Annotated in this window: 21 protein-coding genes and 1 pseudogene; 5 read left to right on the forward strand and 17 right to left on the reverse strand. The window is 71.7% G+C overall.

The genetic code is table 11. From position 1 onward, the window contains the following. The 3 genes from zwf to pgl are packed head-to-tail and all read left to right on the forward strand — an operon-like array spanning position 1 to position 3,379. Positions 1-1,533, forward strand: coding sequence for a glucose-6-phosphate dehydrogenase (gene zwf, locus ACWFR1_RS15420; protein WP_453550985.1), 1,533 nt, complete (start codon positions 1-3; stop codon positions 1,531-1,533). After that, positions 1,530-2,600, forward strand: a complete 1,071-nt coding sequence (gene opcA, locus ACWFR1_RS15425; RefSeq protein ID WP_453550988.1) for a glucose-6-phosphate dehydrogenase assembly protein OpcA — start codon at positions 1,530-1,532, stop codon at positions 2,598-2,600. Before zwf ends, opcA begins: the two co-directional genes overlap by 4 nt. Continuing rightward, positions 2,597-3,379 (forward strand): 6-phosphogluconolactonase, encoded by a 783-nt coding sequence (gene pgl / locus ACWFR1_RS15430; protein WP_453550990.1) that lies wholly within the window; start codon positions 2,597-2,599, stop codon positions 3,377-3,379. Before opcA ends, pgl begins: the two co-directional genes overlap by 4 nt. 21 nt (positions 3,380-3,400) lie before the next feature. Here pgl and ACWFR1_RS15435 read toward each other — a convergent pair whose 3' ends face one another. The 14 genes from ACWFR1_RS15435 to uvrC form a co-directional block, all read right to left on the reverse strand. Beyond that, positions 3,401-4,978, reverse strand: a complete 1,578-nt coding sequence (locus ACWFR1_RS15435) for a PH domain-containing protein (RefSeq protein WP_453550993.1) — start codon at positions 4,976-4,978, stop codon at positions 3,401-3,403. After that, positions 4,975-5,475, reverse strand: a complete 501-nt coding sequence (locus ACWFR1_RS15440) for a PH domain-containing protein (RefSeq protein WP_453550995.1) — start codon at positions 5,473-5,475, stop codon at positions 4,975-4,977. Before ACWFR1_RS15440 ends, ACWFR1_RS15435 begins: the two co-directional genes overlap by 4 nt. 4 nt (positions 5,476-5,479) lie before the next feature. Further along, positions 5,480-7,135, reverse strand: coding sequence for a glucose-6-phosphate isomerase (gene pgi / locus ACWFR1_RS15445; protein ID WP_453551057.1), 1,656 nt, complete (start codon positions 7,133-7,135; stop codon positions 5,480-5,482). A 51-nt stretch (positions 7,136-7,186) separates the two neighbouring features. Further along, the gene (locus ACWFR1_RS15450) at positions 7,187-8,401 is read right to left on the reverse strand and encodes an MFS transporter (RefSeq protein ID WP_453550998.1); all 1,215 of its coding nucleotides are present in this window, start codon (positions 8,399-8,401) and stop codon (positions 7,187-7,189) included. Between the two features lie 151 nt (positions 8,402-8,552). Beyond that, on the reverse strand, positions 8,553-8,888 hold the full coding sequence (locus ACWFR1_RS15455; protein WP_071891222.1) for an RNA polymerase-binding protein RbpA: 336 nt from the start codon (positions 8,886-8,888) through the stop codon (positions 8,553-8,555). A 77-nt stretch (positions 8,889-8,965) separates the two neighbouring features. Beyond that, entirely contained in the window at positions 8,966-9,196 is a 231-nt protein-coding gene (gene secG, locus ACWFR1_RS15460) for a preprotein translocase subunit SecG (protein ID WP_024758014.1), read from the reverse strand. A gap of 97 nt (positions 9,197-9,293) precedes the next feature. After that, positions 9,294-10,070 (reverse strand): triose-phosphate isomerase, encoded by a 777-nt coding sequence (gene tpiA / locus ACWFR1_RS15465; RefSeq protein WP_453551000.1) that lies wholly within the window; start codon positions 10,068-10,070, stop codon positions 9,294-9,296. Between the two features lie 7 nt (positions 10,071-10,077). Then, a complete protein-coding gene (locus ACWFR1_RS15470; protein WP_453551003.1) occupies positions 10,078-11,289 on the reverse strand; it encodes a phosphoglycerate kinase in 1,212 nt (403 codons plus the stop codon). A 105-nt stretch (positions 11,290-11,394) separates the two neighbouring features. Continuing rightward, positions 11,395-12,405 carry a type I glyceraldehyde-3-phosphate dehydrogenase gene (gene gap, locus ACWFR1_RS15475; RefSeq protein ID WP_453551006.1) on the reverse strand — a complete coding sequence of 337 codons (1,011 nt, stop codon included), beginning with the start codon at positions 12,403-12,405 and terminating at the stop codon, positions 11,395-11,397. Between the two features lie 218 nt (positions 12,406-12,623). Next, positions 12,624-15,575: a M14 family zinc carboxypeptidase gene (locus tag ACWFR1_RS15480; RefSeq protein ID WP_453551008.1), complete on the reverse strand. Its 2,952-nt coding sequence runs from the start codon at positions 15,573-15,575 to the stop codon at positions 12,624-12,626. A gap of 164 nt (positions 15,576-15,739) precedes the next feature. Beyond that, positions 15,740-16,729 carry a DNA-binding protein WhiA gene (whiA, locus tag ACWFR1_RS15485; protein ID WP_017238652.1) on the reverse strand — a complete coding sequence of 330 codons (990 nt, stop codon included), beginning with the start codon at positions 16,727-16,729 and terminating at the stop codon, positions 15,740-15,742. Continuing rightward, positions 16,720-17,745, reverse strand: coding sequence for a gluconeogenesis factor YvcK family protein (locus ACWFR1_RS15490; RefSeq protein ID WP_453551012.1), 1,026 nt, complete (start codon positions 17,743-17,745; stop codon positions 16,720-16,722). Before ACWFR1_RS15490 ends, whiA begins: the two co-directional genes overlap by 10 nt. Next, complete coding sequence (gene rapZ, locus ACWFR1_RS15495) at positions 17,742-18,761, reverse strand: RNase adapter RapZ (RefSeq protein WP_453551015.1); 1,020 nt, start codon at positions 18,759-18,761, stop codon at positions 17,742-17,744. The genes ACWFR1_RS15490 and rapZ overlap by 4 nt, the downstream gene beginning before the upstream one ends. After that, positions 18,758-20,782 (reverse strand): excinuclease ABC subunit UvrC, encoded by a 2,025-nt coding sequence (uvrC, locus tag ACWFR1_RS15500; RefSeq protein ID WP_453551018.1) that lies wholly within the window; start codon positions 20,780-20,782, stop codon positions 18,758-18,760. Before uvrC ends, rapZ begins: the two co-directional genes overlap by 4 nt. Positions 20,783-20,825: 43 nt before the next feature. Between uvrC and ACWFR1_RS15505 the strand changes: the two are divergent. Continuing rightward, positions 20,826-20,930 (forward strand): annotated as a pseudogene (locus tag ACWFR1_RS15505) (SDR family oxidoreductase); the annotation flags it as partial. Between the two features lie 281 nt (positions 20,931-21,211). Here the strand turns inward: ACWFR1_RS15505 and ACWFR1_RS15510 are convergent. Together ACWFR1_RS15510 and ACWFR1_RS15515 are read right to left on the reverse strand one after the other, a co-directional pair. Then, entirely contained in the window at positions 21,212-22,003 is a 792-nt protein-coding gene (locus ACWFR1_RS15510) for a hypothetical protein (RefSeq protein ID WP_453551059.1), read from the reverse strand. Between the two features lie 5 nt (positions 22,004-22,008). After that, on the reverse strand, positions 22,009-22,596 hold the full coding sequence (locus tag ACWFR1_RS15515; protein WP_453551020.1) for a papain-like cysteine protease family protein: 588 nt from the start codon (positions 22,594-22,596) through the stop codon (positions 22,009-22,011). 235 nt (positions 22,597-22,831) lie between these two features. On the opposite strand from ACWFR1_RS15515, the gene ACWFR1_RS15520 reads away from it, so the two are divergent. Beyond that, positions 22,832-23,761 carry a hypothetical protein gene (locus ACWFR1_RS15520; protein ID WP_453551023.1) on the forward strand — a complete coding sequence of 310 codons (930 nt, stop codon included), beginning with the start codon at positions 22,832-22,834 and terminating at the stop codon, positions 23,759-23,761. Positions 23,762-23,779: 18 nt separating this feature from the next. Here ACWFR1_RS15520 and ACWFR1_RS15525 read toward each other — a convergent pair whose 3' ends face one another. Next, a complete protein-coding gene (locus ACWFR1_RS15525; RefSeq protein WP_453551025.1) occupies positions 23,780-24,214 on the reverse strand; it encodes a Rieske (2Fe-2S) protein in 435 nt (144 codons plus the stop codon). Positions 24,215-24,238: the final 24 nt, after the last annotated feature.

Raw genomic sequence — 24,238 nt, forward strand, 5'->3', positions numbered from 1 at the left:
TTGAGCGCAGTCGACGGAGCCAACCCGCTCCGTGACGCCGCCGACCGACGGCTCCCGCGTATCGCGGGGCCGTCGGGCCTGGTGATCTTCGGCGTCACGGGCGATTTGTCCCGTAAGAAGCTGATGCCCGCCGTCTACGACCTGGCCAACCGCGGCCTGCTGCCGCCGGGCTTCTCGCTCATCGGCTTCGCCCGCCGTGAGTGGCAGGACGAGGACTTCGCGCAGGAGGTCTACGAGGCCGTCAAGCAGCACGCGCGCACCCCGTTCCGCGAGGAGGTGTGGCAGCAGCTGATCCAGGGCATGCGGTTCGTCCAGGGCGACTTCGACGACGACGAGGCCTTCGAGAAGCTGAAGTCCACCGTCGAGGAGCTGGACAAGGCGCAGGGCACCGGCGGCAACTTCGCCTTCTACCTCTCCGTGCCGCCGAAGTTCTTCCCGCTGGTCGTCCAGCAGCTGAAGAAGCACGGCCTCGCCGACCAGAAGAACGGTTCCTGGCGCCGCGCGGTCATCGAGAAGCCCTTCGGCCACGACCTGGTCTCCGCCAAGGAGCTCAACGAGGTCGTCCACGAGGTCTTCCCGCCCGAGGCGGTCTTCCGGATCGACCACTACCTCGGCAAGGAGACCGTCCAGAACATCCTGGCGCTCCGCTTCGCCAACACCCTCTTCGAGCCGATCTGGAACCGGTCGTACGTCGACCACGTCCAGATCACGATGGCCGAGGACATCGGCATCGGCGGCCGGGCCGGGTACTACGACGGCATCGGCGCCGCCCGTGACGTCATCCAGAACCACCTGCTCCAGCTGCTCGCGCTGACCGCGATGGAGGAGCCCGCCTCCTTCGACGCCGACGCGCTCGCCGCCGAGAAGACCAAGGTCCTCGGCGCGGTGAAGCTGCCGAAGGACCTCGGGAAGACCACGGTCCGCGGCCAGTACGCGGCTGGGTGGCAGGGCGGCGAGAAGGCCGTCGGCTACCTCCAGGAAGACGGCATCGACCCCCAGTCGAAGACCGACACCTACGCGGCCGTGAAGCTGGAGATCGACAACCGCCGCTGGGCGGGCGTCCCCTTCTACCTCCGTACGGGCAAGCGCCTGGGCCGTCGCGTCACCGAGATCGCGGTCGTCTTCCAGCGCGCCCCGCACTCCCCCTTCGACCACACCGCGACCGAGGAACTCGGCCGCAACGCCATCGTGATCCGGGTCCAGCCGGACGAGGGCGTGACGGTGCGGTTCGGCTCCAAGGTGCCCGGCACCCAGATGGAGATCCGGGACGTGTCGATGGACTTCGCCTACGGCGAGTCCTTCACGGAGTCCAGCCCCGAGGCGTACGAGCGGCTCATCCTCGACGTCCTGCTCGGCGACTCGAACCTCTTCCCGCGAGTCGAGGAGGTCGAGCTGTCCTGGAAGATCCTCGACCCGATCGAGCAGTTCTGGGACAGGCACGGCAAGCCCGCGCAGTACCAGTCCGGGACCTGGGGTCCGGTCGAGGCGGACGAGATGCTCGCACGAGACGGACGGAGCTGGCGCCGGCCATGAAGACCGACCTGACGGACACCACGTCATCCAAGATCAACAAGGCGCTGGTGCTCGGGCGGCGGGCGATCGGCACGCCGGCCGTCGGCATGGTGCTCACCCTCGTCATCGTCACCGACGAGGAGAACGCCTACGACGCGCTGAAGGCGGCAAACGAGGCGTCCCGCGAGCACCCCTCGCGGACCCTCGTCGTCATCAAGCGGGTCTCGCGCTCCCCGCGGGACCGCGCCAAGGCACGACTCGACGCCGAGGTCCGCCTCGGCGCCGACGCCAGCACCGGCGAAACGGTTGTCCTCCGGCTGTACGGCGAGGTCGTCGACCACGCCCAGTCGGTGGTGCTTCCGCTGCTCCTCCCGGACGCCCCCGTCGTCGTCTGGTGGCCGGTGAACGCGCCGACCGACCCGGCGAACGACCCGCTGGGCGCGCTCGCCCAGCGCCGGGTGACCGACACGTACGCCGCCGAGCAGCCCATCCAGGAGCTGACGGCGCGGGCGGACACGTACACCCCGGGCGACACGGACCTCTCGTGGACCCGGATCACCCCGTGGCGCTCGATGCTCGCCGCCGCGCTCGACCAGGTCGTGTGCGAGGTGACCTCGGCCGAGGTCGAGGGCGAGGAGTTCAACCCCAGCGTCGAGCTGCTCGCGATGTGGCTGGCCGAGCGGCTGCAGGTGCCGGTGCGGCGCTCGGCTTCGGCGGGGCCCGGTCTCACCTCCGTACGGATGGAGACCAGCTCCGGTCCGATCGTGCTCGACCGGCCGGACGGCTCGCTCGCGACGCTCTCCATCCAGGGGCAGCCGGACCGTGGCGTGGCGCTCAAGCGCCGGGACACGGCCGAGCTGATCGCGGAGGAGCTGCGCCGGCTCGACCCGGACGACACCTACGCGACGGCGCTCAAGTTCGGTCTCGAGCGGCTCGACGAGGAGGCGGCGACCGTCGCTCCCGAGTCGGTCGACGAGTCCGTCGCCCAGGCGGCCGCCGAGGCCGTCGTGGTCGTGGAGTCGGCGGCCCCGGCCCCCGCGAAGCCCGCCGCGAAGAAGGCCCCGGCCAAGAAGGCGGCGGCCAAGTGAGCACCCCTCAGCTGGTCGTCCACCGCGACAAGGAGCTGATGGCGCAGGCCGCCGCGGCCCGGCTGATCACCCGGATCGTGGACGCCCAGGCCACCCGCGGCTCCGCCTCGGTCGTGCTGACCGGCGGACGCAACGGCAACGGCCTGCTCGCGGCGCTCGGTACGGCGCCCGCCCGGGACGCCATCGACTGGTCGCGGCTCGACCTGTGGTGGGGCGACGAGCGTTTCCTGCCGGAGGGCGACCCCGAGCGGAACGTCACCCAGGCCCGTGAGGCGCTGCTCGACCGGGTCCCGCTGGACCCGGCGCGGGTGCACGCGATGCCGGCCTCGGACGGCGCGTACGGCAGTGATGTCGACGCCGCCGCGGCCGCGTACGCGGAGGAGCTGGCCGCCGCGGCCGGTCCCGCCGACCGTGCCGGCGTGCCGGCGTTCGACGTGCTGATGCTGGGCGTCGGACCTGACACGCACGTGGCCTCGCTCTTCCCTGAGCTGCCGGCGGTTCGCGAGACCGAGCGGACGGTGGTCGGGGTGCACGGCGCTCCCAAACCGCCGCCGCTCCGGATCTCGCTGACGCTTCCGGCGATCAGGGCGGCCAAGGAGGTCTGGCTGCTCGCGGCCGGCGAGGACAAGGCGAAGGCCGCGGCGATCGCGCTGTCCGGCGCGGGCGAGGTGCAGGCCCCCGCGGCCGGCGCCTACGGCCGCTCGCGCACGCTGTGGCTGCTCGACGCGGCGGCGGCCTCGGAGCTGCCGCGGAGCCTGTATCCGCCTGCTTCGGCCTGACGCACGACCCGGAGGCCCGGTTCACCCCTCGGTGGACCGGGCCTCCGGCGTCGGTACGGGCTCGAGAAAGGGCGCGAGGAGGTCCGGTACGGCCTCGGCGGCGAAGACCAGGCCCTGGGTCTCACCCGCGTCGTAGATGTCGTACGCGCCCTCGCCCGCCGCCGTCGTGGCGGTCAGCGTGAGGACGCCCGCGCGGCGCTGGAAGTACGACTGCTTGACGGTCCAGCCGATGACGCCGGAGCGCTGGAGGGCGACCGTGGCGCGTCGGACCGTACCCGAACGGGTCACCAGATAGGCGCCGCTGACGCCGTGTCCGAGACCGCGGTACGCGTCGAGGGCGAGGAGCAGCGCGAGCGGGGTGAGGACCACGGCGCAGCCGGCCGCCACGTACAGCAGGACCGGGGTGCGGAGGAGTCCGAGGACGGCGAGGACGGCGACCGGGGCGGCGACGGACCACAGGGCCCAGCCCAGCCGGCGGGTGCGGGCGGCACGGGGGTGGGCGGCGAGCGGCGCCCCGGTGGGCGGTTCGGGCTCGCGCAGGACCTGGGCGGCGACGCGGTCGGCGGTCTCCCGGGGCGCGGCCGGCAGCAGGTTCTTGAGGTCGGCGTGCTTGTCCCCGTCGTCCTTGGCGAGGCCGGTGGCGACGGCGTCGACGCGCGCGGCGCCGAACAGACGTACCCCCAGCGGCTCGACGAGCTCGATCCCGCGCAGCCGGCGCTCCTCGATGGAGACCGAGCGGGCGGTGAGGAGGCCGCGGCGGACGCGCAGGGTGCCGCCGGGCTCGCGCTCCAGTCGGTAGTTCCACCACATCTCGACCCAGAGCCCGAGGGATCCGACGGCTCCCACGACGGTGGCGAGGAGAATCAGGTCGATGACTATCCAGGTGACGGAGACGTCCCGGAAGCGGTCCCCTATCCAGTCGATGACCTCTGCCTGGGCGCCGAACCACTCGCTGACCTGCATGACGGCTCCGGCCGCCGCGCCGCCGAGGGCGGGGGCGAGGAAGGAGACCGGGGCGTAACGGATCCAGCGCGGGTCGACGGTGGCGAGGGCGCCCTCGTGCGGCAGGTCCTCGGGGCCGGTGGTCGTGCGGGCGAGGAGTTCGTGGCGCAGGTGCTCGCCCTCGGCTCGGGTGACCAGGTCGAGTTCGAGCGTGGACTCGCTGCCGCCGGTGCTCTCGCCGGTGCCGATGCGGACCTTGACGAGGCCGAGGACGCGCTGGAGGGGGTTGGCGGTGAGGTCGACGCTGCGGATGCGCTCGCGGGCCAGGGAGCGGCGTTTGATCAGCAGGAGCCCGGTGTGGAGCTCGACCCTCTCGGGGCCGATCCGGTAGCGGGTGCGACGCCAGCGGACGTAGTCGACGACGGTGCCGCCGAGGACGAGGAGGAACGCTCCGGCGAGGACCCAGGAGAGGGCCTGCCACAGCGGCCTGGATCCGGCGAGGCCGAGCGCGGCGGGCAGCCCGGCGCCGCCGGCCACGCCGCACAGGACGGCGGCGGTGGCCAGGAGCATGCGCCGGTCGAGCCGCCGCCACTCCTCACCGGGACGCTTCTCCCGGCCTGGGGCGGTCGCGTCCGCGGCGGGCACGTCTCCGCTCATGTGGCGTCCCCTGGGGTCGCCTGGGTGAGGGCCGTCAGCCGTTCGCCGAGCTCGGCGGCGAGCTCGTGGTCGAGGCCCTCGATGCGGAGCGCGCCCTTCGAGGAGGCGGTGGTCACCGTGACGGTGCCGAGCCGGAAGAGCTGCTCCAGCGGGCCGCGTACGGTGTCGACCGTCTGGATCCTGGACATCGGGGCGATCCGCCACTCCTGCCACAGGGCCCCGGTGCGGACGTAGACGGCCTCGTCGGTGATCTCCCAGCGGTGCACCCGGAACCACCAGGCGGGGAAGAACGCGGCGCAGGCGAGGCCGACGGCCGCGACGGCCCCGGCCGCGAGCAGCAGCCAGAACCGTGCGGGCCCGATGAGCGCGCCGAGGACGGCGAGGACCACCACCGGCACGGCGGTGGTCACCAGGAGCCGGCTGCGCCACCAGGCGACGGCCCGCTCGTCCACGGCGTTCCTGGGCGGCCGCAGCCGCACCGCGTTCTCCCCCGTCATACGGTCAGCCCCGGTCGCGCAGGGCGCGGTAGGCCGTGACGAGGCCGGCGGTCGAGCTGTCGAGCTGCTCGGCGCCCTCGCCCCGCGTCAGGACCGGCTCGATCTTCTTGGCGAGGACCTTGCCGAGTTCGACGCCCCACTGGTCGAAGGAGTCGATGTTCCAGATGGCTCCCTGGACGAAGACCTTGTGCTCGTAGAGCGCGATCAGCTGGCCGAGGACGGACGGGGTGAGCGCGTCGGCCAGGATCGTGGTGGTCGGGTGGTTGCCCTGGAAGGTCTTGTGCGGGACGAGTTCCTCGGCGACGCCCTCGGCGCGTACCTCCTCGGGCGTCTTGCCGAAGGCGAGGGCCTGCGTCTGGGCGAAGAAGTTGGCCATCAGCAGGTCGTGCTGGGCGACGAGGCCGGGGAGCAGGTCGGCGACGGGCCGGGCGAAGCCGATGAAGTCGGCCGGGATGACCTTGGTGCCCTGGTGGATCAACTGGTAGTAGGCGTGCTGCCCGTTGGTGCCGGGGGTGCCCCAGACGACGGGGCCGGTCTGCCAGTCGACGGGGTTGCCCTCGCGGTCCACCGACTTGCCGTTGGACTCCATGTCGAGCTGCTGGAGGTAGGCGGTGAACTTGGACAGGTAGTGGGAGTACGGCAGGACGGCGTGCGACTGGGCGTCGAAGAACGCGCCGTACCAGACGCCGAGGAGGCCGAGCAGCAGCGGCGCGTTCTCCTCGGGTGGGGCGGTGCGGAAGTGCTCGTCGACGAGGTGGAAACCGTCGAGCATCTCGCGGAAGCGCTCCGGGCCGATGGCGATCATCAGGGAGAGGCCGATGGCGGAGTCGTAGGAGTAGCGGCCGCCGACCCAGTCCCAGAACTCGAACATGTTGGTGGTGTCGATGCCGAACCCGGCGACCTTCTCCGCGTTGGTCGAGAGGGCCACGAAGTGCTTGGCTACGGCCTCCTGACCGGCCCCCAGACCGGCGAGGAGCCAGTCGCGGGCGGAGGTGGCGTTGGTGATCGTCTCGATGGTGGTGAAGGTCTTCGAGGCGACGATGAAGAGCGTCTCGGCCGGGTCGAGGTCGCGGACGGCCTCGTGGAGGTCGGCGCCGTCGACGTTGGAGACGAAACGGAGCGTCAGGTCCCGCTGGGTGAAGGAGCGCAGGACCTCGTAGGCCATGGCGGGTCCGAGGTCGGAGCCGCCGATGCCGATGTTCACGATGTTCTTGACCGGCTTGCCGGTGTGGCCGGTCCACTCGCCCGCGCGGACCTTGTCGGCGAAGGCGCCCATCCGGTCGAGGACGGCGTGGACCGCGGGGACGACGTTCTCCCCGTCGACCTCGATGACGGCCTCGCGCGGGGCGCGCAGCGCGGTGTGGAGGACGGCGCGGTCCTCGGTGGTGTTGATCTTCTCGCCGCGGAACATGGCGTCGCGCAGCTCGGCCACGCCGGTGGCGGCGGCGAGGTCGCGCAGCAGGGTCAGCGTCTCGTCGGTGACGAGGTGCTTGGAGTAGTCCAGGTAGAGGTCGCCGACCCGCAGGGTGTGGTCGGTGCCGCGGGCCGGGTCCGCGGCGAAGAGCTCGCGGAGACGGGTGTCGCCCAGCTGCTCACGGTGCTTGCCGAGGGCGGCCCACTCGGGCAGCCGGTTCAGCCTGGTGCGGCCTTGGTTGTTCATCTCGGACATCGCCCACTTCTTCTCGTATGTCTGCCCCGCTGCCCCTCCAACCTAGTTGATCAGGGGGGCCAACGACGCTACGGCGAGCGCGAACAGCGCCGCCGCGAGCAGGGCGGGTGTGTGCGGTCCCCAACCGGCGGCCGCGGCGCCCCCGAGGAGCGCCCCGAGCGGGGCGCCCGCGACGGCGAGGGTGCGGAAGGCGGCGGCGATGCGGCCGAGCATCCCGTCGGGGGCGCGCTCCTGCATGAGGGTCGTCTGGTTGACGTTCCACACCGTCCCCATGAAGCCGAACACCGCCATGGCCGCGACCGATACCGCGAGCAGGGGGACGGCCCCCATGAGGACCAGGCAGCCCGTCTGGACCGTCCCGGCGAGAGCCACGGCGCGTATCCGTCCGGTCCGTTCGGCGAGGCGGCGGGCGAGGAAGCCGCCGGCGACGCCGCCCACCGCGTAGGCGGTGATGGTGGCCGCGTAGGCGGCGTTTCCGGCGTGGAGCCCGTCCGTCACATGGACGACGAGGGTGGCGATGAGGGCGCCCATGCCGACGTTGCAGAGAGTGGTGGCGGTGCAGAGCCACTTCAGGGGGCGGTCCCGGCGGAGGGTGGCGAGCCCTTCGGCCATCTCCTTGCGGAGGTTGGACCCGGCCGGGCGGGGCGGCCGCTCGGGGGCGCCGGTTCCCAGGGAGGCGATGAGGAGCGCGGCGAGGACGTAGGTGGCGGCGTCGGCCACGTACGGTACGGCGTCCCCGGCGAGGAGCAGGGCGGGCACGAGGGGCGCGGCGAGGAGGCCGCCCGCGAACTGCTGACCGGTCATCAGGCGGGCGTTGGCGGCGGCCAGGGCCTCGGTGGGGACGAGGGCGGGCAGAAGGGCCGTGGCGGCGTTGTCGAAGAGGGTCTGCAGGGTCGTCAGGGCGAAGGCGAGGACGAGCAGCAGGGCGATCGTTGCGTGTCCGAGCGCGACGGCCGCGGCGAACGCGGCCATGAGCGCGCCGCGGACGAGGTCGACGGCCCACATGGCCCGTCGCTGGTCGACCCGGTCGGCGACGGCGCCGCCGAGGAGTCCGAAGAGGAGCCAGGGCAGGAAGCCGCAGGCGGTGACGGAGGCGATGAGGACGGGGTCGGCGGTGAGCGAGGCGGCGAGCAGGGGCAGGGCGGCGGTGCGCAGCGAGTCGCCGAACCGGGAGACGACGGCCGCCGTCCAGAGCCTCCCGAAGCCGCCCCGCCAGTCGGGCACGGCCTTGGCCGTCACTGCTTCCGTCGCCGTCATGGCGCTCCCCCCGCGTCGGTGATCCCCTGCACGAACGACCGTAGAGGAGACCACTGACAACGCGACGCGGGCGGCCTGGAGACGACGAACGGGCCTTGCCTGCGAACAGAGTTCGCAGGCAAGGCCCGCTTGTCACTTCTTCACACCATGCTCAGATCTCGCCGCGCAGTTTGGCCAGCGCTTCGGCGAGGATCGCCTCGCCGTCCGCGTCGCTGCGCCGCTCCCGCACATAGGCGAGGTGGGTCTTGTACGGCTCCGTGCGCGGCGGGTCCGGCGGGTTGTCCCGGTCCTGACCGGCCGGGAAGCCACACCGGGGGCAGTCCCAGGTCTCCGGGATCGCCGCGTCGCTGGCGAAGCTCGGCTGCGTCTCGTGCCCGTTCGAGCACCAGAAGGAGATGCGGGCGCGCGGCGCCGATTCGCCCCGCTCGGCCTCGCCCATCGGCCCCGCTCCGACCCGGCTTCCCCGGATCGCGTTGCCACTTGCCACGGTCGTAACTCCCTGCGTGATGGTGCTCGAAGATGCCCCAGTCTACGTAAGGCCCAACGCGCGTCCAGTGTTCGGAGTTACCCGTCCAACTTCATCAGCAGACCAAGTACCACAATGCAGGCGAACCAGAGCAGACCGACCACGACGGTGATCCGGTCCAGGTTGCGCTCGGCGACCGAGGAGCCACCGACGGACGACTGCATGCCGCCACCGAACATGTCGGAGAGACCGCCGCCCTTTCCCTTGTGCATCAGTACGAGCAGCATCAGCAGCCCGCTGAAGACGAGCAGGGCGATCGAGAACCCCATAACCACGGCTGGACCAACTTCCTCGGACTTATACGGACGGGGGCCGGGCACCTGCCCGACCCCCGCTAGGGTACGACGTAACTCCGCTACCGCATACTCACTGGTCGCGGAAGCGCGCGATCTTGACGAACTCCTCGGCGTCCAGCGCCGCGCCGCCCACGAGGGCGCCGTCGACGTCCGGCTGCGCCATGATCGCGGCCACGTTGCCGGACTTGACCGAGCCCCCGTACTGGATGCGGACCTTCTCGGCCAGCTCCTGCGAGTACAGCTCCGCGAGACGGCCGCGGATCGCCCCGCAGACCTCCTGCGCGTCCTCGGGGGTGGCGACCTCGCCGGTGCCGATGGCCCACACCGGCTCGTACGCGATCACGATCGTCTCGGCCTGCTCGGCCGGGACGTCCTTCAGACCGCCGTCGAGCTGGGCGAGCGTGTACTCGACCTGCTGGCCGGCCTTACGGATGTCCAGGCCCTCGCCGACGCAGAGGATCGGGGTCACGCCGTGCTTGAAGGCGGCCTTCACCTTGGCGTTGCAGACCTCGTCGTTCTCCGCGTGGTACTGGCGGCGCTCGGAGTGGCCGACGGCCACGTAGGCGCAGTTGAACTTGGCCAGCATCGCGCCCGAGATCTCACCGGTGTAGGCACCGGAGTCATGCGCCGAGAGGTCCTGGGCGCCGTACTTGATCTTGAGCTTGTCGCCGTCGATCAGGGTCTGGACGGACCGCAGGTCGGTGAAGGGGACCAGGACCGCGACCTCACAGGCGTCGTAGTCCTTGTCGGTCAGCGCGAAGGCGAGCTTCTGGACGTGGGCGATGGCCTCGAGGTGGTTGAGGTTCATCTTCCAGTTGCCCGCCATCAGCGGGGTGCGGGTGCTCATATGTGGGTCAGTCCTCCAGTGCGGCGAGGCCGGGGAGCGTCTTGCCCTCGAGGTACTCGAGGGAGGCGCCGCCGCCGGTCGAAATGTGGCCGAATGCCTTCTCGTCGAAGCCCAGGATGCGCACGGCGGCGGCGGAGTCGCCACCACCGACCACCGTGAAGGCCTCAGAGTCGACGAGCGCCTGGGCCACGGCCCGGGTGCCCTCGGCGTAGTCGGGGTGCTCGAAGACGCCCATCGGGCCGTTCCAGAAGACGGTTCCCGCGTCGGCGAGCTTCGAGGCGTAGAGCTCACGGGTCTTCGGGCCGATGTCCAGGCCCTCCTCGTCCGCCGGAATGGCGTCCGCGGCGACCGTGGTCGGGTTGGCCGGAGCCTTGGTCTTGAGGTCCGGGAAGCTGGGCGAGACCAGGACGTCGACGGGGAGTACGAACTCCACGCCGCGCTTCTCGGCGCGCGCCAGGTACTCCAGGACCGTCGGGATCTGGTCCTCCTGGAGCAGCGAGATGCCGACCTCGTGGCCCTTGGCCTTGAGGAAGGTGTACGCCATGCCGCCGCCGATGAGGATGCGGTCGGCCTTCTCCAGGAGGTGGTCGATGACCCCGAGCTTGTCGGAGACCTTGGCGCCGCCCAGCACGACCGCGTACGGCCGCTTGACGTCGTCCGTGAGCTTCTTCAGGACACCGACCTCGGTGGCGATGAGGTAGCCCGCGGCGTGCGGGAGGCGCGCCGGGAGGTCGAAGACCGAGGCGTGCTTGCGGTGCACGGCACCGAAGCCGTCGCCGACGTACACGTCGGCGAGGGCGGCCAGCTGGTCCGCGAAGGCGCCGCGCTCGGCGTCGTCCTTCGAGGTCTCGCCGGCGTTGAACCGGAGGTTCTCGATCACGGCGACCCCGCCGTCGGCGAGGCCGGCGACGGCGGCGGTGGCGGATTCGCCGACCGTGTCGGTCGCGAAGGCCACCTCGGCGCCGAGCAGCTCACCGAGGCGAGCGGCGGCCGGGGCGAGGGAGAACGCCGGGTCCGGGGCGCCCTTGGGGCGGCCCAGGTGCGAGGCGACCACGACGCGGGCGCCTGCGTCGGCGAGCGCCTTCACCGTGGGGACGACGGCACGGATGCGGCCGTCGTCGGTGATGGTCGTGCCGTCGAGGGGCACGTTGAGGTCGGCGCGGACGAACACCCGCTTGCCGGAGACGCCTTCGGCGAGAAGCTCGTCGATCGTCTTCATCTGTCACAGACTCCTTGGTACGCGGTGGAGCACACGAGACAGGGCTCGTACAGCGCGGCGTTGCGCTGCCCGAGCCCTGCTCACATCGAAAGCCTGCCCTGAAGTTTAGAGCTGGCCGCCGACGAAGACGGTGAGGTCGACGAGACGGTTGGAGTAACCCCACTCGTTGTCGTACCAACCCAGGATCTTCACCGTGGTGCCTTCCTGGACCATCGTCAGGGAGGCGTCGAAGGTGCAGGAGGCCGGGTCGCTCACGATGTCCGAGGACACGATCGGGTCCTCGGTGTAGTACAGGATGCCCTTGAGGTCGCCGTCGTCGGCGGCCTTCTTGAACGCGGCGTTGACCTCGTCCTTGGTGACCTCGCGGTCGAGGGTGACGACCAGGTCGGTGGCGGAACCGGTCGGGACCGGGACGCGCATCGCGATGCCGTCGAGCTTGCCCTTGAGCTGCGGGAGGACCAGGGCGGTGGCCTTGGCGGCACCGGTCGTGGTCGGGATGATGTTCTCCGCGGCGGCGCGGGCGCGGCGCAGGTCCTTGTGCGGGAAGTCCAGGATGCGCTGGTCGTTGGTGTACGCGTGGACCGTGGTCATCAGGCCCTTGACGATGCCGAAGTTCTCGTCGAGGACCTTCGCCATCGGCGCGACACAGTTGGTGGTGCAGGACGCGTTCGAGATGACGTGGTGGTTGGCCGCGTCGTACTTGTCCTGGTTGACACCCATGACGATGGTGATGTCCTCGTCGCTGGCCGGAGCCGAGATGAGGACCTTCTTGGCGCCGCCGGCGATGTGCTTCTCGGCGTCGGCCTTCTTGGTGAAGATGCCGGTCGACTCGATGACGATGTCGACGCCCAGCTCGCCCCAGGGGATGTCGGCCGGGTTGCGCTCGGAGAGCACCTTGATGGTGCGGCCGTCGACGGTGATGGTGTCGGCGGTGTGGGTGACCTCGGCCTTGAGGCGTCCCAGGATGGTGTCGTACTTCAGAAGGTGCGCGGTGGTCGCGGTGTCACCCAGGTCGTTGACGGCCACGATCTCGATGTCAGCACCCTGATCAAGGAGCGCGCGGAAGTAGTTCCGGCCGATGCGGCCAAAGCCGTTGATGCCTACGCGGATCGTCACGAACCGATCTCCTCGTTAGGTACGCCGGTGTGCTCGACGCCGGCGAGATTTTTGTTTTTAGGGATGTCCCCGACCGCTTACGACCCTACCTCTCCGGGACCCCCCGAGTGACATCGAGCGCATCCGCGCGTGCCCGGAAAGTGAGGACGAAAGGCCGACGGCCCGTACCTACCAACGGGTACGGGCCGCCGTGGGACCTTTGCCCCCACTACTCTCCGTCAGCGCCGGAGCACCGCGAGGGCGCGGCCGAGGAGCCGTCCCCGCTCGGCCGCGCCGGGCACGTGCTCCAGACCGAAGCCGAGGAGGACGGTGTCACGGGTGGTGACCGCGGCCTGGGAGTGGAAGAGCGCCGCGGAGCGCGTCCAGTCGGAGCCGTTGCCGGGGCTGCCGGCCGGGGCGCCCGGTACGGTCCACGCGCCGAGGCCGGTCTCGAAGCCCTCCGCCTCCGTGGTGGTGCCGGTGACGAGCCGGGTGTCGTCGACGAAGGCGCCCGTCTCTCCCGTACCGGGGTCGGAGACGTACGCGATCGAGAGCTCGACCCGCTTGCCCGCCCAGGCGCTCAGGTCGACGGAGGCCTGCCGCCAGCCGTTGGAGGGGCCGGTGAAGGCGTTCCAGGAGCCGGTGGTGCCGGTGGAGGCGCAGCCGTCCTCGCCGACGGTGAGGTAGCGGGCGAGGAAGGGGTGGCCGCGGAGGTAGTAGCCCTCGCCGCAGTCGGCCGGGGGTGCGGTGGAGGTGCCGCCGTTGGTGTCGGGCAGCGTCGTCCAGTCGTCCTGGCCGACGGTGTGGGCCTCGACGACGAGGTTGTCGTAGCCGGGCTCGGTGTCGTAGCTGACCTGGAAGTCGAGGCGCGGCGCTGCCGCGGCGGCGACGCCGGTGAGGTCGACGGTCCTGCTGAGCCGGGCCCAGGTGTTGTCGGTGTGCTTGACGGCCGCGAAGGTCGTGCCCTCGGCGGGCTCGAAGGGGGTGCGGACGCCGGGGTAGTCACCGGCGGAGGCGCTGCTCGCGAACTGCGGGAACTCCTCCGGCTGCAGGGTGTCCGAGGTGACGGTGTACGCGCCGGCGTTGTCCAGCGGGTTGTCGGCGGCGGGGCCGAGGTTCGCGCCGGTGCCCGCGAAGGCGCCGGTGCCGCCGAAGGCGGTCGGCTGTCCGAGGCCGGCCCGGTGGTAGGCGCCGAGGTAGTACTGGGCGAAGTCGTTGGTCTCGGCCCGGCCGACCTGGGTGAGGCCGCCGGACTTCTCGCCGGCGTTGATCAGCTTGCCGCCCTCGTTGAGATAGGCGCGGACGGCGAGCTGGGTGGGTCCGGAGGGCCGCTCGGCGCCGGTGTACCAGACCACGGTACGGAAGTGGGAGAGCACGCCGAGGGCGTCCGGGGTGCCCTGGGTGGCGACGTCCCAGACGGCGGCGGAGCGGCCGTTGTCGGCGAGTGCCTTCACGTACGCGGCGGTGTGGCGGGCCGCGGTGGTGCCGCCCTCGTCGGCGAGGACGAGCACGTCGCCGCGGGGCCGCTCGGCGACCTTGTAGGTGAAGGGGACGGAGGCGGTGGCCCGGCCCTCGCGGGTGCGGGCGGTGAACCGGACCTCGACGGAGTCGCCGGGCCTGGCGCCCTCGACCTCGGCGCGGTACTCGTCGAAGTAGAGGTTGTCATCGCCGCCGTAGGTCTCGCCGCCCTCCCAGGCGTCGAGCTCCTCACGGTGGGTGCGGCCGCCGTTGATCCGGTAGGTGAGGGTCTTGTCGCGCAGGGACTTGCGCGCGGTGACGGCGACCTCCTGCTCCCCGCCGCGGGCGTAGGAGGTGGTGAAGGCGGCCGGGGTGAAGTCGGGGGCCTCCGTGCCGACCGGGGAGACGGGCCGGTCCGGGCGGGCGGCGCTCTCGGCGACGGCGAGCGCGAAGGGGATGTTCTTGGCGAACTCGGCCTGGATCAGCTTCTCGTCGTCCGGGAAGGTGAAGACGGAGGCGCAGTCGGCCGGGTTCCAGGCGTCGTTCGGGTCGACCCGGGAGGCCGTGGCGCAGGTCGACATCTCCGGGGTGAACATCTGCATGCCGTTGACGTTGGCGGCGTGTCCGTCGGCCTCGCCGTTGGTGATGTACAGCTCCGAGGAGACCTGCGGCCGGTAGCCGGGCACGGCGGACTTCTGCGGGGTGCCGGCGAGCGCCTTGAGGGCGATGTCGTCGGGGGTGTCGGTGGCGACCTGCCAGCCGACGCCGTAGAGCAGGAGCTGGGCGGCCGAGTGGTAGTTGATGCCGTACGAGAAGCCGATCCGCTTCTGGAAGGCGTCCAGGGCCTTGGTCTCGGGCTCCGACATGGGTCCGGTGCCGCGGAAGGTCTCGTCGGCCGGGTCGGGGGACGAGCCCTCGTTGTCGTAGCCCCACTTGTAGGCGAAGTTGCGGTTGAGGTCGACGCCGTCGCCGGGCGCGATCCGCCCGTCGCCGTCGTTGTCGCGGAGGTTCTTGCGCCACTGCCGGTTGTCGGGGTCGGCGTGGGTGAAGTCGTAGCCGTCCGGGTTGGCGGAGAGCACGAACCACAGCTCGGTGGAGTCGACGATGCGGGTGATCCGCTCGTCCTTGCCGTAGCCGTCGAGGTAGTGGTGGAGCAGCCGCCGGGTCATCTCGGGGGTGATCCACTCGCGCGCGTGCTGGTTCGACAGATACAGCGTGGCGGGCTTCGAGCCGTCCTTGACGCGGGTGGCGCCCTTGCTGACCTTGAGGGCGAGGATGTCCTGGCCCTTGAGGGTCTTGCCGATGGAGACGACCTTGGTGATGCCCGGGTTGGCCCTGGCGGTGTCGAGGATCTCCTGCTTGAGGCCGTCCGGGCCGCCGTACGGGCGGAAGACGCCGTCTCCGGCGGCGGCGTTCCGCTGCTCGGCCCGCTCGGTCAGGGTGTGCTCGGCGAGCTCGACGCCCTGGCCGCGCAGCTGACCGGCCTGCCGGTCGGTGAGGAAGAGCTCGACCGTCGCGGAGCCCTTGTCGGGCACCTGCTCGGTCATCTCGTGGGCGTCGGCCCCGGCGTCGAGGAGCAGCGGAACCTGCTCCTTGGTGACCTCGGCGCGCCATACGGAGAGGGCGTCGCCGCCGTCCCGGTCGTTCGGCTGCGCTCCGGCGACGGGTGCCGCCGCCACTCCAGCGATCAGCAGTGAAGCCGCGGCGAGGATCGATCTCGCTCTGCGTCTCATGAGCCCCCCTTGCTGTTGCCTGCCACGTAGGTGAACAGACGCCAGGCTCATGGGCGCCCATGGGCCTGTCAAGGGTGCCTCGCGCGGGTACGAAAAAGCTGCCGGTGCCTCAGAAAGGCACCGGCAGGGTGGAGTTCGGGATTCCGTACGGTGACGGGACCCGGTCAGCCGACCAGGCTGTCGTCGAGCTCCTCGGTCAGGTTGGACTCGGTCCCGGGGATGCCCAGGTCCTGCGCCCGCTTGTCGGCCATCGCGAGCAGCCTGCGGATCCGTCCGGCCACCGCGTCCTTGGTCAGCGGCGGGTCGGCGAGCGCGCCCAGCTCCTCCAGGGAGGCCTGCTTGTGCTCCATGCGGAGCCGGCCCGCGGCGGCGAGGTGCTCGGGCACCTCCTCGGCGAGGATCTCCAGGGCGCGCTGCACCCGGGCCCCTGCGGCGACCGCGGCCCGCGCCGAACGGCGCAGGTTGGCGTCGTCGAAGTTGGCCAGGCGGTTGGCGGTGGCGCGGACCTCGCGCCGCATCCGCCGCTCCTCCCAGGCCAGCACCGACTCGTGGGCGCCGAGCCGGGTCAGCAGGGCGCCGATCGCGTCGCCGTCGCGGACGACGACCCGGTCCACGCCCCGCACCTCGCGCGCCTTCGCCGCGATGGAGAGCCGGCGCGCCGCGCCGACCAGGGCGAGCGCCGCCTCAGGACCCGGGCAGGTGACCTCCAGGGAGGAGGACCGGCCGGGCTCGGTCAGCGAGCCGTGGGCCAGGAAGGCGCCGCGCCAGGCCGCCTCCGCGTCACAGGTCGCGCCGGAGACCACCTGCGGGGGGAGGCCCCGGATGGGGCGACCCCTGCCGTCCACGAGGCCCGTCTGGCGGGCCAGCTGGTCGCCGCCGGCCACCACCCGCACCACGAAGCGCGAGCCGCGCCGCAGCCCGCCGGGGGCCATCACGATCAGTTCGGAACTGTGTCCGAAGATCTCCAGAATGTCCCGCTTCAGGCGGCGCGCCGCCATCGCCGTGTCCAGCTCCGCCTCGATCACGATGCGGCCGCTCACCAGGTGCAGCCCGCCCGCGAACCGCAGGATCGACGAGACCTCTGCCTTCCTGCAGCAGGTCCGGGTGACGGGAAGCCGGGAGATCTCGTCCTTCACCGCTGCCGTCATCGCCATGGGCCGATCCTTCCATGCATCCGAAAAATACGGTCGTACGCGGCGGCCAACAGCTCCGGGTCATGCTTCGCGGAGCCGTCGGGCCCGGCCACCGGCGCCAGCTCGACCGCGGCACCGAGCCGCTTGGCGGCATCGGCGAGGGACTCGCGATCGGGCACGGCAGCCTCGTCGGCGAGCACCACGTCCAGGGCGAGTTTAGGGGCGTGTCGTCCCAAAACCTCCAAATGACGCTGCGGAGAGAAGCCCTCGGTTTCTCCGGGTTGCGGAGCGAGGTTCAGCGAAAGCACCTTTCGGGCCTTCGTCTGGACGAGCGCGTCGAGGATTTCGGGCACGAGAAGGTGCGGGATCACCGAGGAGAACCAGGAGCCCGGACCCACGACCACCCAGTCCGCGTCGAGCACGGCCGCGACCGCCTCGGGCACGGCCGGCGGGTCGTGCGGCACGAGGTGCACGGACTGCACGTCACCCGGGGTGAGCGCCACCGTCGCCTGGCCGCGCACGGTGTCCACGTCGTTCGGCCGCGCCGGGTCGTGGCCCCTGACCAGGGCCTGGAGCTCCAGCGGTACGGCGGACATGGGCAGCACCCGGCCTTGGGCGCCGAGCAGCCTGCCCACCAGGTCCAGGGCCTGGACGGGGTCGCCGAGCTGCTCCCAGAGGGCGACGATCAGCAGATTGCCGACGGCGTGGCCGTGCATCTCGCCCTTGGACTGGAAGCGGTGCTGGATCACGCGGGCCCAGGTCTGGCCCCAGTCGTCGTCCCCGCAGAGCGCGGCGAGCGCCTTGCGCAGGTCGCCCGGGGGCAGCACGCCGAGCTCCTCCCGGAGCCGGCCGCTGGAGCCCCCGTCGTCGGCGACGGTGACGACGGCGGTCAGGTCGCCGGTGATCCGGCGGAGGGCGGCCAGGGAGGCCGACAGGCCCATGCCGCCGCCCAGGGCGACGACCTTGGGCTGGGCTCCGCGCCTGCGGAGCGAACGCCGCGCCGTCAGGGTGGAGACGCGGCGCCGGTACGGCTTCACTCGCGCCCCATGTCCCGGTGCACGACGACGGTCTCGACCCCTTCGGCGGCGATACGGGCGGCGAGCCGCTCGGCGGTGGCGACGGAGCGGTGCTTGCCGCCCGTGCAGCCCACCGCGATGGTCACGTACCGCTTGCCCTCGCGGCGGTAGCCGGCGGCGATCAGCTGGAGGAGCTCCGTGTAGCGGTCCAGGAACTCCTTGGCGCCGGGCTGGTTGTAGACGTAGTTCGACACCTCTTCGTTGAGGCCCGTGAAGGGGCGCAGCTCGGGGACCCAGTGCGGGTTCGGCAGGAAGCGCATGTCGACGACGAGGTCGGCGTCGACCGGCAGGCCGTACTTGAACCCGAAGGACATGACGGTGGCCCGGAGCTCGGGCTCCTCGTCCCCGGCGAACTGGGCGTCCATCTTGGCGCGCAGCTCGTGGACGTTGAGGCTGGAGGTGTCGATGACCAGGTCGGCGTCGCCGCGCAGCTCGCGCAGCAGGTCGCGCTCGGCGGCGATGCCGTCGGTGATCCGGCCGTCACCCTGGAGGGGGTGCGGCCTGCGGACCGACTCGAAGCGCCGGACCAGGGCGTCGTCGGACGACTCGAGGAAGACGATCCGGCGGGTGACCTGCTTGGAGTCGAGGTCGGCGAGGGAGTCCCTGAGGTTGTCGAAGAACTGCCGGCCGCGGACGTCCACGACGACGGCGATCCGCGCGACGTTGCCCTGGGAGCGGGCGCCGAGCTCCACCATGGTCGGGATCAGCGCGGGCGGCAGGTTGTCCACCACGAACCAGCCGAGGTCCTCCAGGCACTTCGCCGCGGTGGACCGGCCGGCTCCGGACATGCCGGAGATGATCACCAGCTCGGGAATGGCCGCCTCGGCGCCGTTGTCGCCGGGGGTCTCCTTCGTGCCCGTACTCACGTGTCCTGCTCCTGCTTCTCGGTCGTGCTGGTCTTGCTCTTCGTTCCGGTCCTGCTGGTCGTTCTCGTTCTGCTGGTCACGCTGGTCGCTGTGCTGTTCGTGCGCGGTCATGCCGTGCCGCCCCCGTCGTCTTCCATGATCTCTCCTGTCGCCGTGTTCACGGCGGGTGCGGTCGGGGCCGCCTGGGCGAGGGCCACGACCACGGACTCCGCGGTCTTCCGGCCCATGCCGGGGACCTCGCAGATCTGCTCGATTGTCGCCTGTCGAAGCCGCTTCACCGAGCCGAAATGCTTGACCAACGCCTGTTTCCGCGTCTCGCCGAGGCCCGGGACCGCGTCAAGGGGGCTGGTCCGGATGCGTTTCGTCCGCTTGGAGCGCTGGTAGCGGATGGCGAAGTCGTGAGCCGTGTCACGCACCCGCTGGAGGAGGTAGAGGCCCTCGCTGGACCGGGGCAGCACCACCGGGTCGTCGTCGCCGGGCAGCCAGACCTCCTCCAGGCGCTTGGCGAGCCCGCAGACCGCGATGTCGTCGATGCCGAGCTCGTCGAGGGCGCGCCGGGCGGCGGCGACCTGCGGCTGCCCGCCGTCGACCACGACGAGCTGCGGCGGGTACGCGAAGCGCTTGGGCCGGCCGTCGTCCTCACCGGGGGCGGGCGCGGGGACCTCGCCCCCGGTCACGTCCCCGTCGACCCGTCCCCTACCTTCGGCGGGGAGACCCCATTCGCCGGTCTTCTCCTTCTCGGCGAGATAGCGCTTGAAGCGCCGGCTGATCACCTCGTGCATCGAGCGGACGTCGTCCTGCCCCTCGAAGCCCTTGATCTGGAAGCGGCGGTACTCGCTCTTGCGGGGCAGCCCGTCCTCGAAGACGACCATCGAGGCCACGACGTCCTCGCCCTGGAGGTGCGAGATGTCGAAGCACTCGATGCGCAGCGGCGCCGAGTCCAGGTCCAGGGCCTCGGCGATCTCCTCCAGGGCCCGGGAGCGGGTGGTCAGGTCACTGGCGCGCTTGGTCTTGTGCAGGACGAGCGCCTGCTGGGCGTTGCGCGCGACCGTCTCCATCAGGTCCTTCTTGTCGCCGCGCTGCGGGATCCGCAGCGAGACGTTGGAGCCGCGGCGGCCGGCGAGCCAGGCGGTGACGGCCTCGACGTCCTCCGGCAGCGCCGGGACCAGGACCTCCTTGGGGACCGTGTCGCCGCTCTCCTCGCCGTACAACTGCTGGATCGCGTGCTCGACGAGCCCGGCCGTGTCGACGGCCTCCACCTTGTCGGTGACCCAGCCGCGCTGGCCGCGCACGCGCCCGCCGCGCACGTGGAAGATCTGGACGGCGGCCTCCAGCTCGTCCTCGGCGAGGGCGATCAGGTCGGCGTCGGTGGCGTCGGCGAGGACGACCGCGCTCTTCTCCATGGCCCGGCGCAGGGCCTCTATGTCGTCCCGGAGCCGGCCGGCCTTCTCGTACTCCATGTCCTCGGCGGCGATCATCATCTGCTTCTCGAGCCGGCGGATGTACGTGCCGGTGCGGCCGGCCATGAAGTCGCAGAACTCCTCGGCCAGTTCGCGGTGCTCGTCGGGCGTGACCCGGCCGACGCAGGGCGCCGAGCACTTGCCGATGTAGCCGAGGAGGCAGGGCCGGCCGGCCGATGCGGCGTTCCGGAAGACCCCCGCCGAGCAGGTCCGCACCGGGAAGACCCGCAGCATCAGGTCGACGGTCTCGCGGATCGCCCACGCGTGCGCGTACGGCCCGAAGTACCGCACGCCCTTCTTCTTGTGGCCGCGCAGGACCTGGACGCGCGGGTACTCCTCGTTGAGCGTGACCGCGAGGTACGGATAGCTCTTGTCGTCCCGGTACTTGACGTTGAACCGGGGGTCGAACTCCTTGATCCAGGAGTACTCCAGCTGGAGCGCCTCGACCTCGGTCGAGACGACGGTCCACTCCACGGAGGCGGCGGTCGTCACCATGGTGGCCGTGCGCGGGTGCAGGCTCACGAGCGGCTGGAAGTAGTTCGCCAGCCGCTGACGCAGGGACTTCGCCTTGCCGACGTAGATCACCCGGCGGTGTTCGTCGCGGAATTTGTAGACCCCCGGCGAGTCGGGGATCTGCCCCGGCTTGGGGCGGTAGCTGGAGGGGTCTGCCATGGTCCCCACCCTACTGGCGGGGACCGACACTCCGGCCTCGCGCAGACCCGAGGAGGTGGCGGCCGCCATCCTCTTCCTGGCCTCGGACGAGGCGTCCTTCGTGACGGGGGCGATCCTCCCGGTGGACGGCGGCTACCTGGCCCGCTGACCCCCGCGGGCCGAGGCCTGCCGGACGTTGCCCACTGCCCCCGTGTGGGCAATCGTCCCGCAGGGCGGGACGGGTGGGCACACGGGACGGCGCCCTCAGCGGCGCCTCCGCCCCCTGCACGTGCCCGCACCACCAGCGCGGCGCACACCGGGTGCGGGTCCAGGCACGGAAGCCTAGGCCCGGCAAGGGGCGCCGTCCCGTTGTGCCCACCCGTCCCGCCCCAGCGGGACGAATGCCCACAACGGGGGGGCGGACGGTCGCCCGTACCTGCGGGTGGCGGCTCAGGCCTCTCGGGTGGCTCGGCGGCGGCGGATCGTCGCCGTGGCCGCCAGGGAGACAGCCAGGAGCGCGCCCGCACCCGCCGCCGTGGAGGCAACCACCGTGACTTCGGGCTCCTCGTGGGCGGCCGGCGCGGGTGCCGGTGCGCTCGCCTGCGGCGCGTAGCCGCCCGCCGCGCCCTTCCTCGCGTACGGCGAGCCCGGCAGTTTGTCCCCGTAGTCGCGAGCGACCCGCTCCCGGTACGCCGCCAGGCTCGTCCCGTTCTTCCCGACGGCCCGCACCGCGTCCTCGTCCAGCGGCAGCACCTTCGCCCCCTTCTGGACGTACCACGCGTCGATCTGCGGCTCCCGGAAGACGAGACCGCCGGGCAGCACGCGCCCGCCCTGCTCGGCGTACCGGATCTCGTCGTCACCGGTGGCGATGTTCACGACCTGCCAGCCGCCGGGCTGCTTCACCGTCCACAGAGAGGCCTTCTGGCCGTCCGAGGCCACGGCCCGGCTGGCCCGGAACTCGACGCGGGCGACCGGCGCCCCCGCCTTCCCGGCGACGAAGTCCGGGGAGAGGATCCGTACCGGCACGGATCCGCCCTCGACGCGCGGCGCGGCCGCCGAGCGGGCGAGCGCCCCGTCCCGGGCGAAGAACCGGGACAGGGTGTCCAGGGTCTGCGGCGCGGAGGCGGCCTGTTCCGGGGTCGGCGCGGGCGGCAGGCTCTCCGCGGCGGCGGCCGGGAGCGCCCCGAGGGCGACGAGGGCGGCGGTCGTCAGGAGACCGGCGCCGATGGCACGTCCGTTCATCGTCGTCACGCCCCGATCCGGTAGAGCGAGTGGGTCCAGGAGAAGGAGCTGTTGTTGACGTACCAGGCGTGCGAGGCCCAGTTGTAGCGGTCGCTGGAGGGCCAGGGGTCGCCCCAGTAGACCCAGCTGTCGGCGTCGTCGTAGCCGTAGATCACGTGCATGTGACCGCCGCCGCTCGACCACTGGATGCGGGTCTCGATCGGCCGGTTCGCGTTGACCTCGGTCTGGACGGTCGAGTAGCGCAGCCAGCCGTTGACGTACGAGCCGGGGTTGATGCCGGCCCAGCTGAGTCCGGTCTGGACGTTACCGAGGGTCGCCTGGTTGTTGGGGCAGTCGTAGCCCTGCTGGCGGTTGAAGGCGGCGTTGCAGAACTGGTTCTGGCTGTAGTTCCGGCCGAACCAGGTGGCGATGGTGTTGCCGCCCGCCGCCCAGCACCAGTTGGTCTTCTGCTGCGCCTGCATGGTGATGTTCAGCTGCTTGTAGGCGAGCGTGGAGACGTCCTCACCGGCCGGCGCGGCGGACGCCGAGGTGGTGGGGACGAGGAAGAGGGCGGCTGCGGCGAGTGCCGCGAGGGACAGTTTCCTGCTGCGCATCGCGTTCCTCCCGTGGAGGGGGGTGGGGATGTGGGGAGTGGAGGAGCGCGTCCGGACGCTGGTCAGGAGCATCGGCCGTTGTCGGGAGCGGGTCAACACGCTTCAATGCGGGGTGACATCGGACTGTGAACGGTGTGACCCGGGTGTGAACGGACGCCCTCGGCCCACCTGCCCGCCCACCGCTCGCGGCGCGACGGTCCGCTCCCCCGTCGTGAACGTTCACTGAGGAGCCCTCGTGAGCCACACCGAGGCCGATCTGGCGCAGCTGCTGCACACCGGCCCCTTCCATCTGGCGCTGCGCACCGCGTTCGCCGTGCGAGGGCTGCCGCTCCAGCGGGTCCAGCACCATCTGGCACACCGGGGCATCAGGGTCGGTGTGACGAGCCTGAGCTACTGGCAGCAGGGTGCCCGGCGCCCGCAGCGGCCGGAGTCCCTGAAGGCCGTGCGCGCCCTGGAGGAGGTGCTCCAGCTCCCGGGGAACTCGCTCCTCCGGCTCCTGACGGAGGACGCGGCGGGCCGGGGCGAGGTGGAGCGCCCGGCGGGCCGCTCGTACCGCTCACTGGTGGAGGCGTCCGGCTCGGTCGAGGAGCTCCTCGCGGAGCTGGAGTCCCCGGCGGACGGCGGGCTGCACACGGTGGGGCACCACGAGCGGGTGCGGATCGGGGCGGTGCGGGAGCTGGTGGGACGCGAGTCGCAGCACGTCGTGCGGGCGCACCGGGACGGGGTCGACCGCTATCTGGCCATCCACCACGGGGACCCGGGGTGCGATCCGTCCCGGGTGGCGGTGCGGGCCGTGGAGAACTGCCGCACGGGGCGGGTGCGGTGGCACGCCGGGACGGGCGTGGTGATCGCGGAGCTGCTCTTCGACGCGCGGCTGCGGGCCGGGGACACGCATCTGTTCTCGTACGGCTTCGAGGACGGTACGGCGGGTCCGAGCGGGGAGTACGTCCGCGGGTTCAGCTTCGCCGGCGGGCAGTACGTGCTCCAGGTGCGTTTCGACGAGGCGGCGCTGCCGGTGCGGTGCCGGCGGTTCGCCCAGACGTCGGCGGGCGCGCCGCGCGGGGGCCGTGCGGAGCTGACGCTGAGCGGCCGGCACCGCACGGTGCACGTCGTGGAGCAGGGGGTACGACCGGGGATCCTGGGGATCGACTGGGACTGGTCGTGAGGGCGCGGGGGCGCCGGCTCAGGCCTGGGGGGCCTCGGGGCCGGCGATCAGCTTGCCGTCCTCGACGCGGATCGGGACCTCGGGGAGCGGGACCGTGGCCGGGCCCTTGATCGCCTTGCCTGTCGTCACGTCGAAGCGGCTGCCGTGGCAGGGGCAGTTGCCCGCGTTGTCCTCGATCTTGTCGAGTACGCAGCCGGCGTGGGTGCACTGGGCGCTGAAGGCCTTGTACTGGCCCTTGGCCGGGCAGCTGACCAGGACCCGCTGCTCGCGGTAGAGCTTGGCGCCGCCGACCGGGACCTCGTCGGGGGATCCGAGGGCGACGGGGGCGGTCGGGGTCGGGACCTCGGCGTGGCCGAGCTTCGACTCGGTGGAGCAGGCGGCGACTCCCAGCCCGGCGGCGCCGGCGAGGGCGGCACCCTTCAGTACGGTGCGGCGGCTGGACTGGCCGGACATGGGCGCTCCACGGTGGGATCGGGG

It is taken from the genome of Streptomyces sp. NPDC055103 (genome assembly GCF_053607625.1).

Coding starts and splice junctions, on each gene's coding strand:
- ACWFR1_RS15470 (WP_453551003.1), bottom strand. CDS start 11,289: ATGAAGACGATCGACGAGCTTCTCGCCGAAGGCGTCTCCGGCAAGCGG.
- ACWFR1_RS15440 (WP_453550995.1), bottom strand. CDS start 5,475: ATGACGGGGGAGAACGCGGTGCGGCTGCGGCCGCCCAGGAACGCCGTG.
- opcA (WP_453550988.1), top strand. CDS start 1,530: ATGAAGACCGACCTGACGGACACCACGTCATCCAAGATCAACAAGGCG.
- tpiA (WP_453551000.1), bottom strand. CDS start 10,070: ATGAGCACCCGCACCCCGCTGATGGCGGGCAACTGGAAGATGAACCTC.
- ACWFR1_RS15480 (WP_453551008.1), bottom strand. CDS start 15,575: ATGAGACGCAGAGCGAGATCGATCCTCGCCGCGGCTTCACTGCTGATC.
- whiA (WP_017238652.1), bottom strand. CDS start 16,729: ATGGCGATGACGGCAGCGGTGAAGGACGAGATCTCCCGGCTTCCCGTC.
- ACWFR1_RS15450 (WP_453550998.1), bottom strand. CDS start 8,401: ATGACGGCGACGGAAGCAGTGACGGCCAAGGCCGTGCCCGACTGGCGG.
- uvrC (WP_453551018.1), bottom strand. CDS start 20,782: ATGGCAGACCCCTCCAGCTACCGCCCCAAGCCGGGGCAGATCCCCGAC.
- ACWFR1_RS15525 (WP_453551025.1), bottom strand. CDS start 24,214: ATGTCCGGCCAGTCCAGCCGCCGCACCGTACTGAAGGGTGCCGCCCTC.
- secG (WP_024758014.1), bottom strand. CDS start 9,196: ATGGGGTTCTCGATCGCCCTGCTCGTCTTCAGCGGGCTGCTGATGCTG.
- ACWFR1_RS15515 (WP_453551020.1), bottom strand. CDS start 22,596: ATGCGCAGCAGGAAACTGTCCCTCGCGGCACTCGCCGCAGCCGCCCTC.
- pgi (WP_453551057.1), bottom strand. CDS start 7,135: ATGAACAACCAAGGCCGCACCAGGCTGAACCGGCTGCCCGAGTGGGCC.
- ACWFR1_RS15510 (WP_453551059.1), bottom strand. CDS start 22,003: ATGAACGGACGTGCCATCGGCGCCGGTCTCCTGACGACCGCCGCCCTC.
- ACWFR1_RS15435 (WP_453550993.1), bottom strand. CDS start 4,978: ATGAGCGGAGACGTGCCCGCCGCGGACGCGACCGCCCCAGGCCGGGAG.
- rapZ (WP_453551015.1), bottom strand. CDS start 18,761: ATGACCGCGCACGAACAGCACAGCGACCAGCGTGACCAGCAGAACGAG.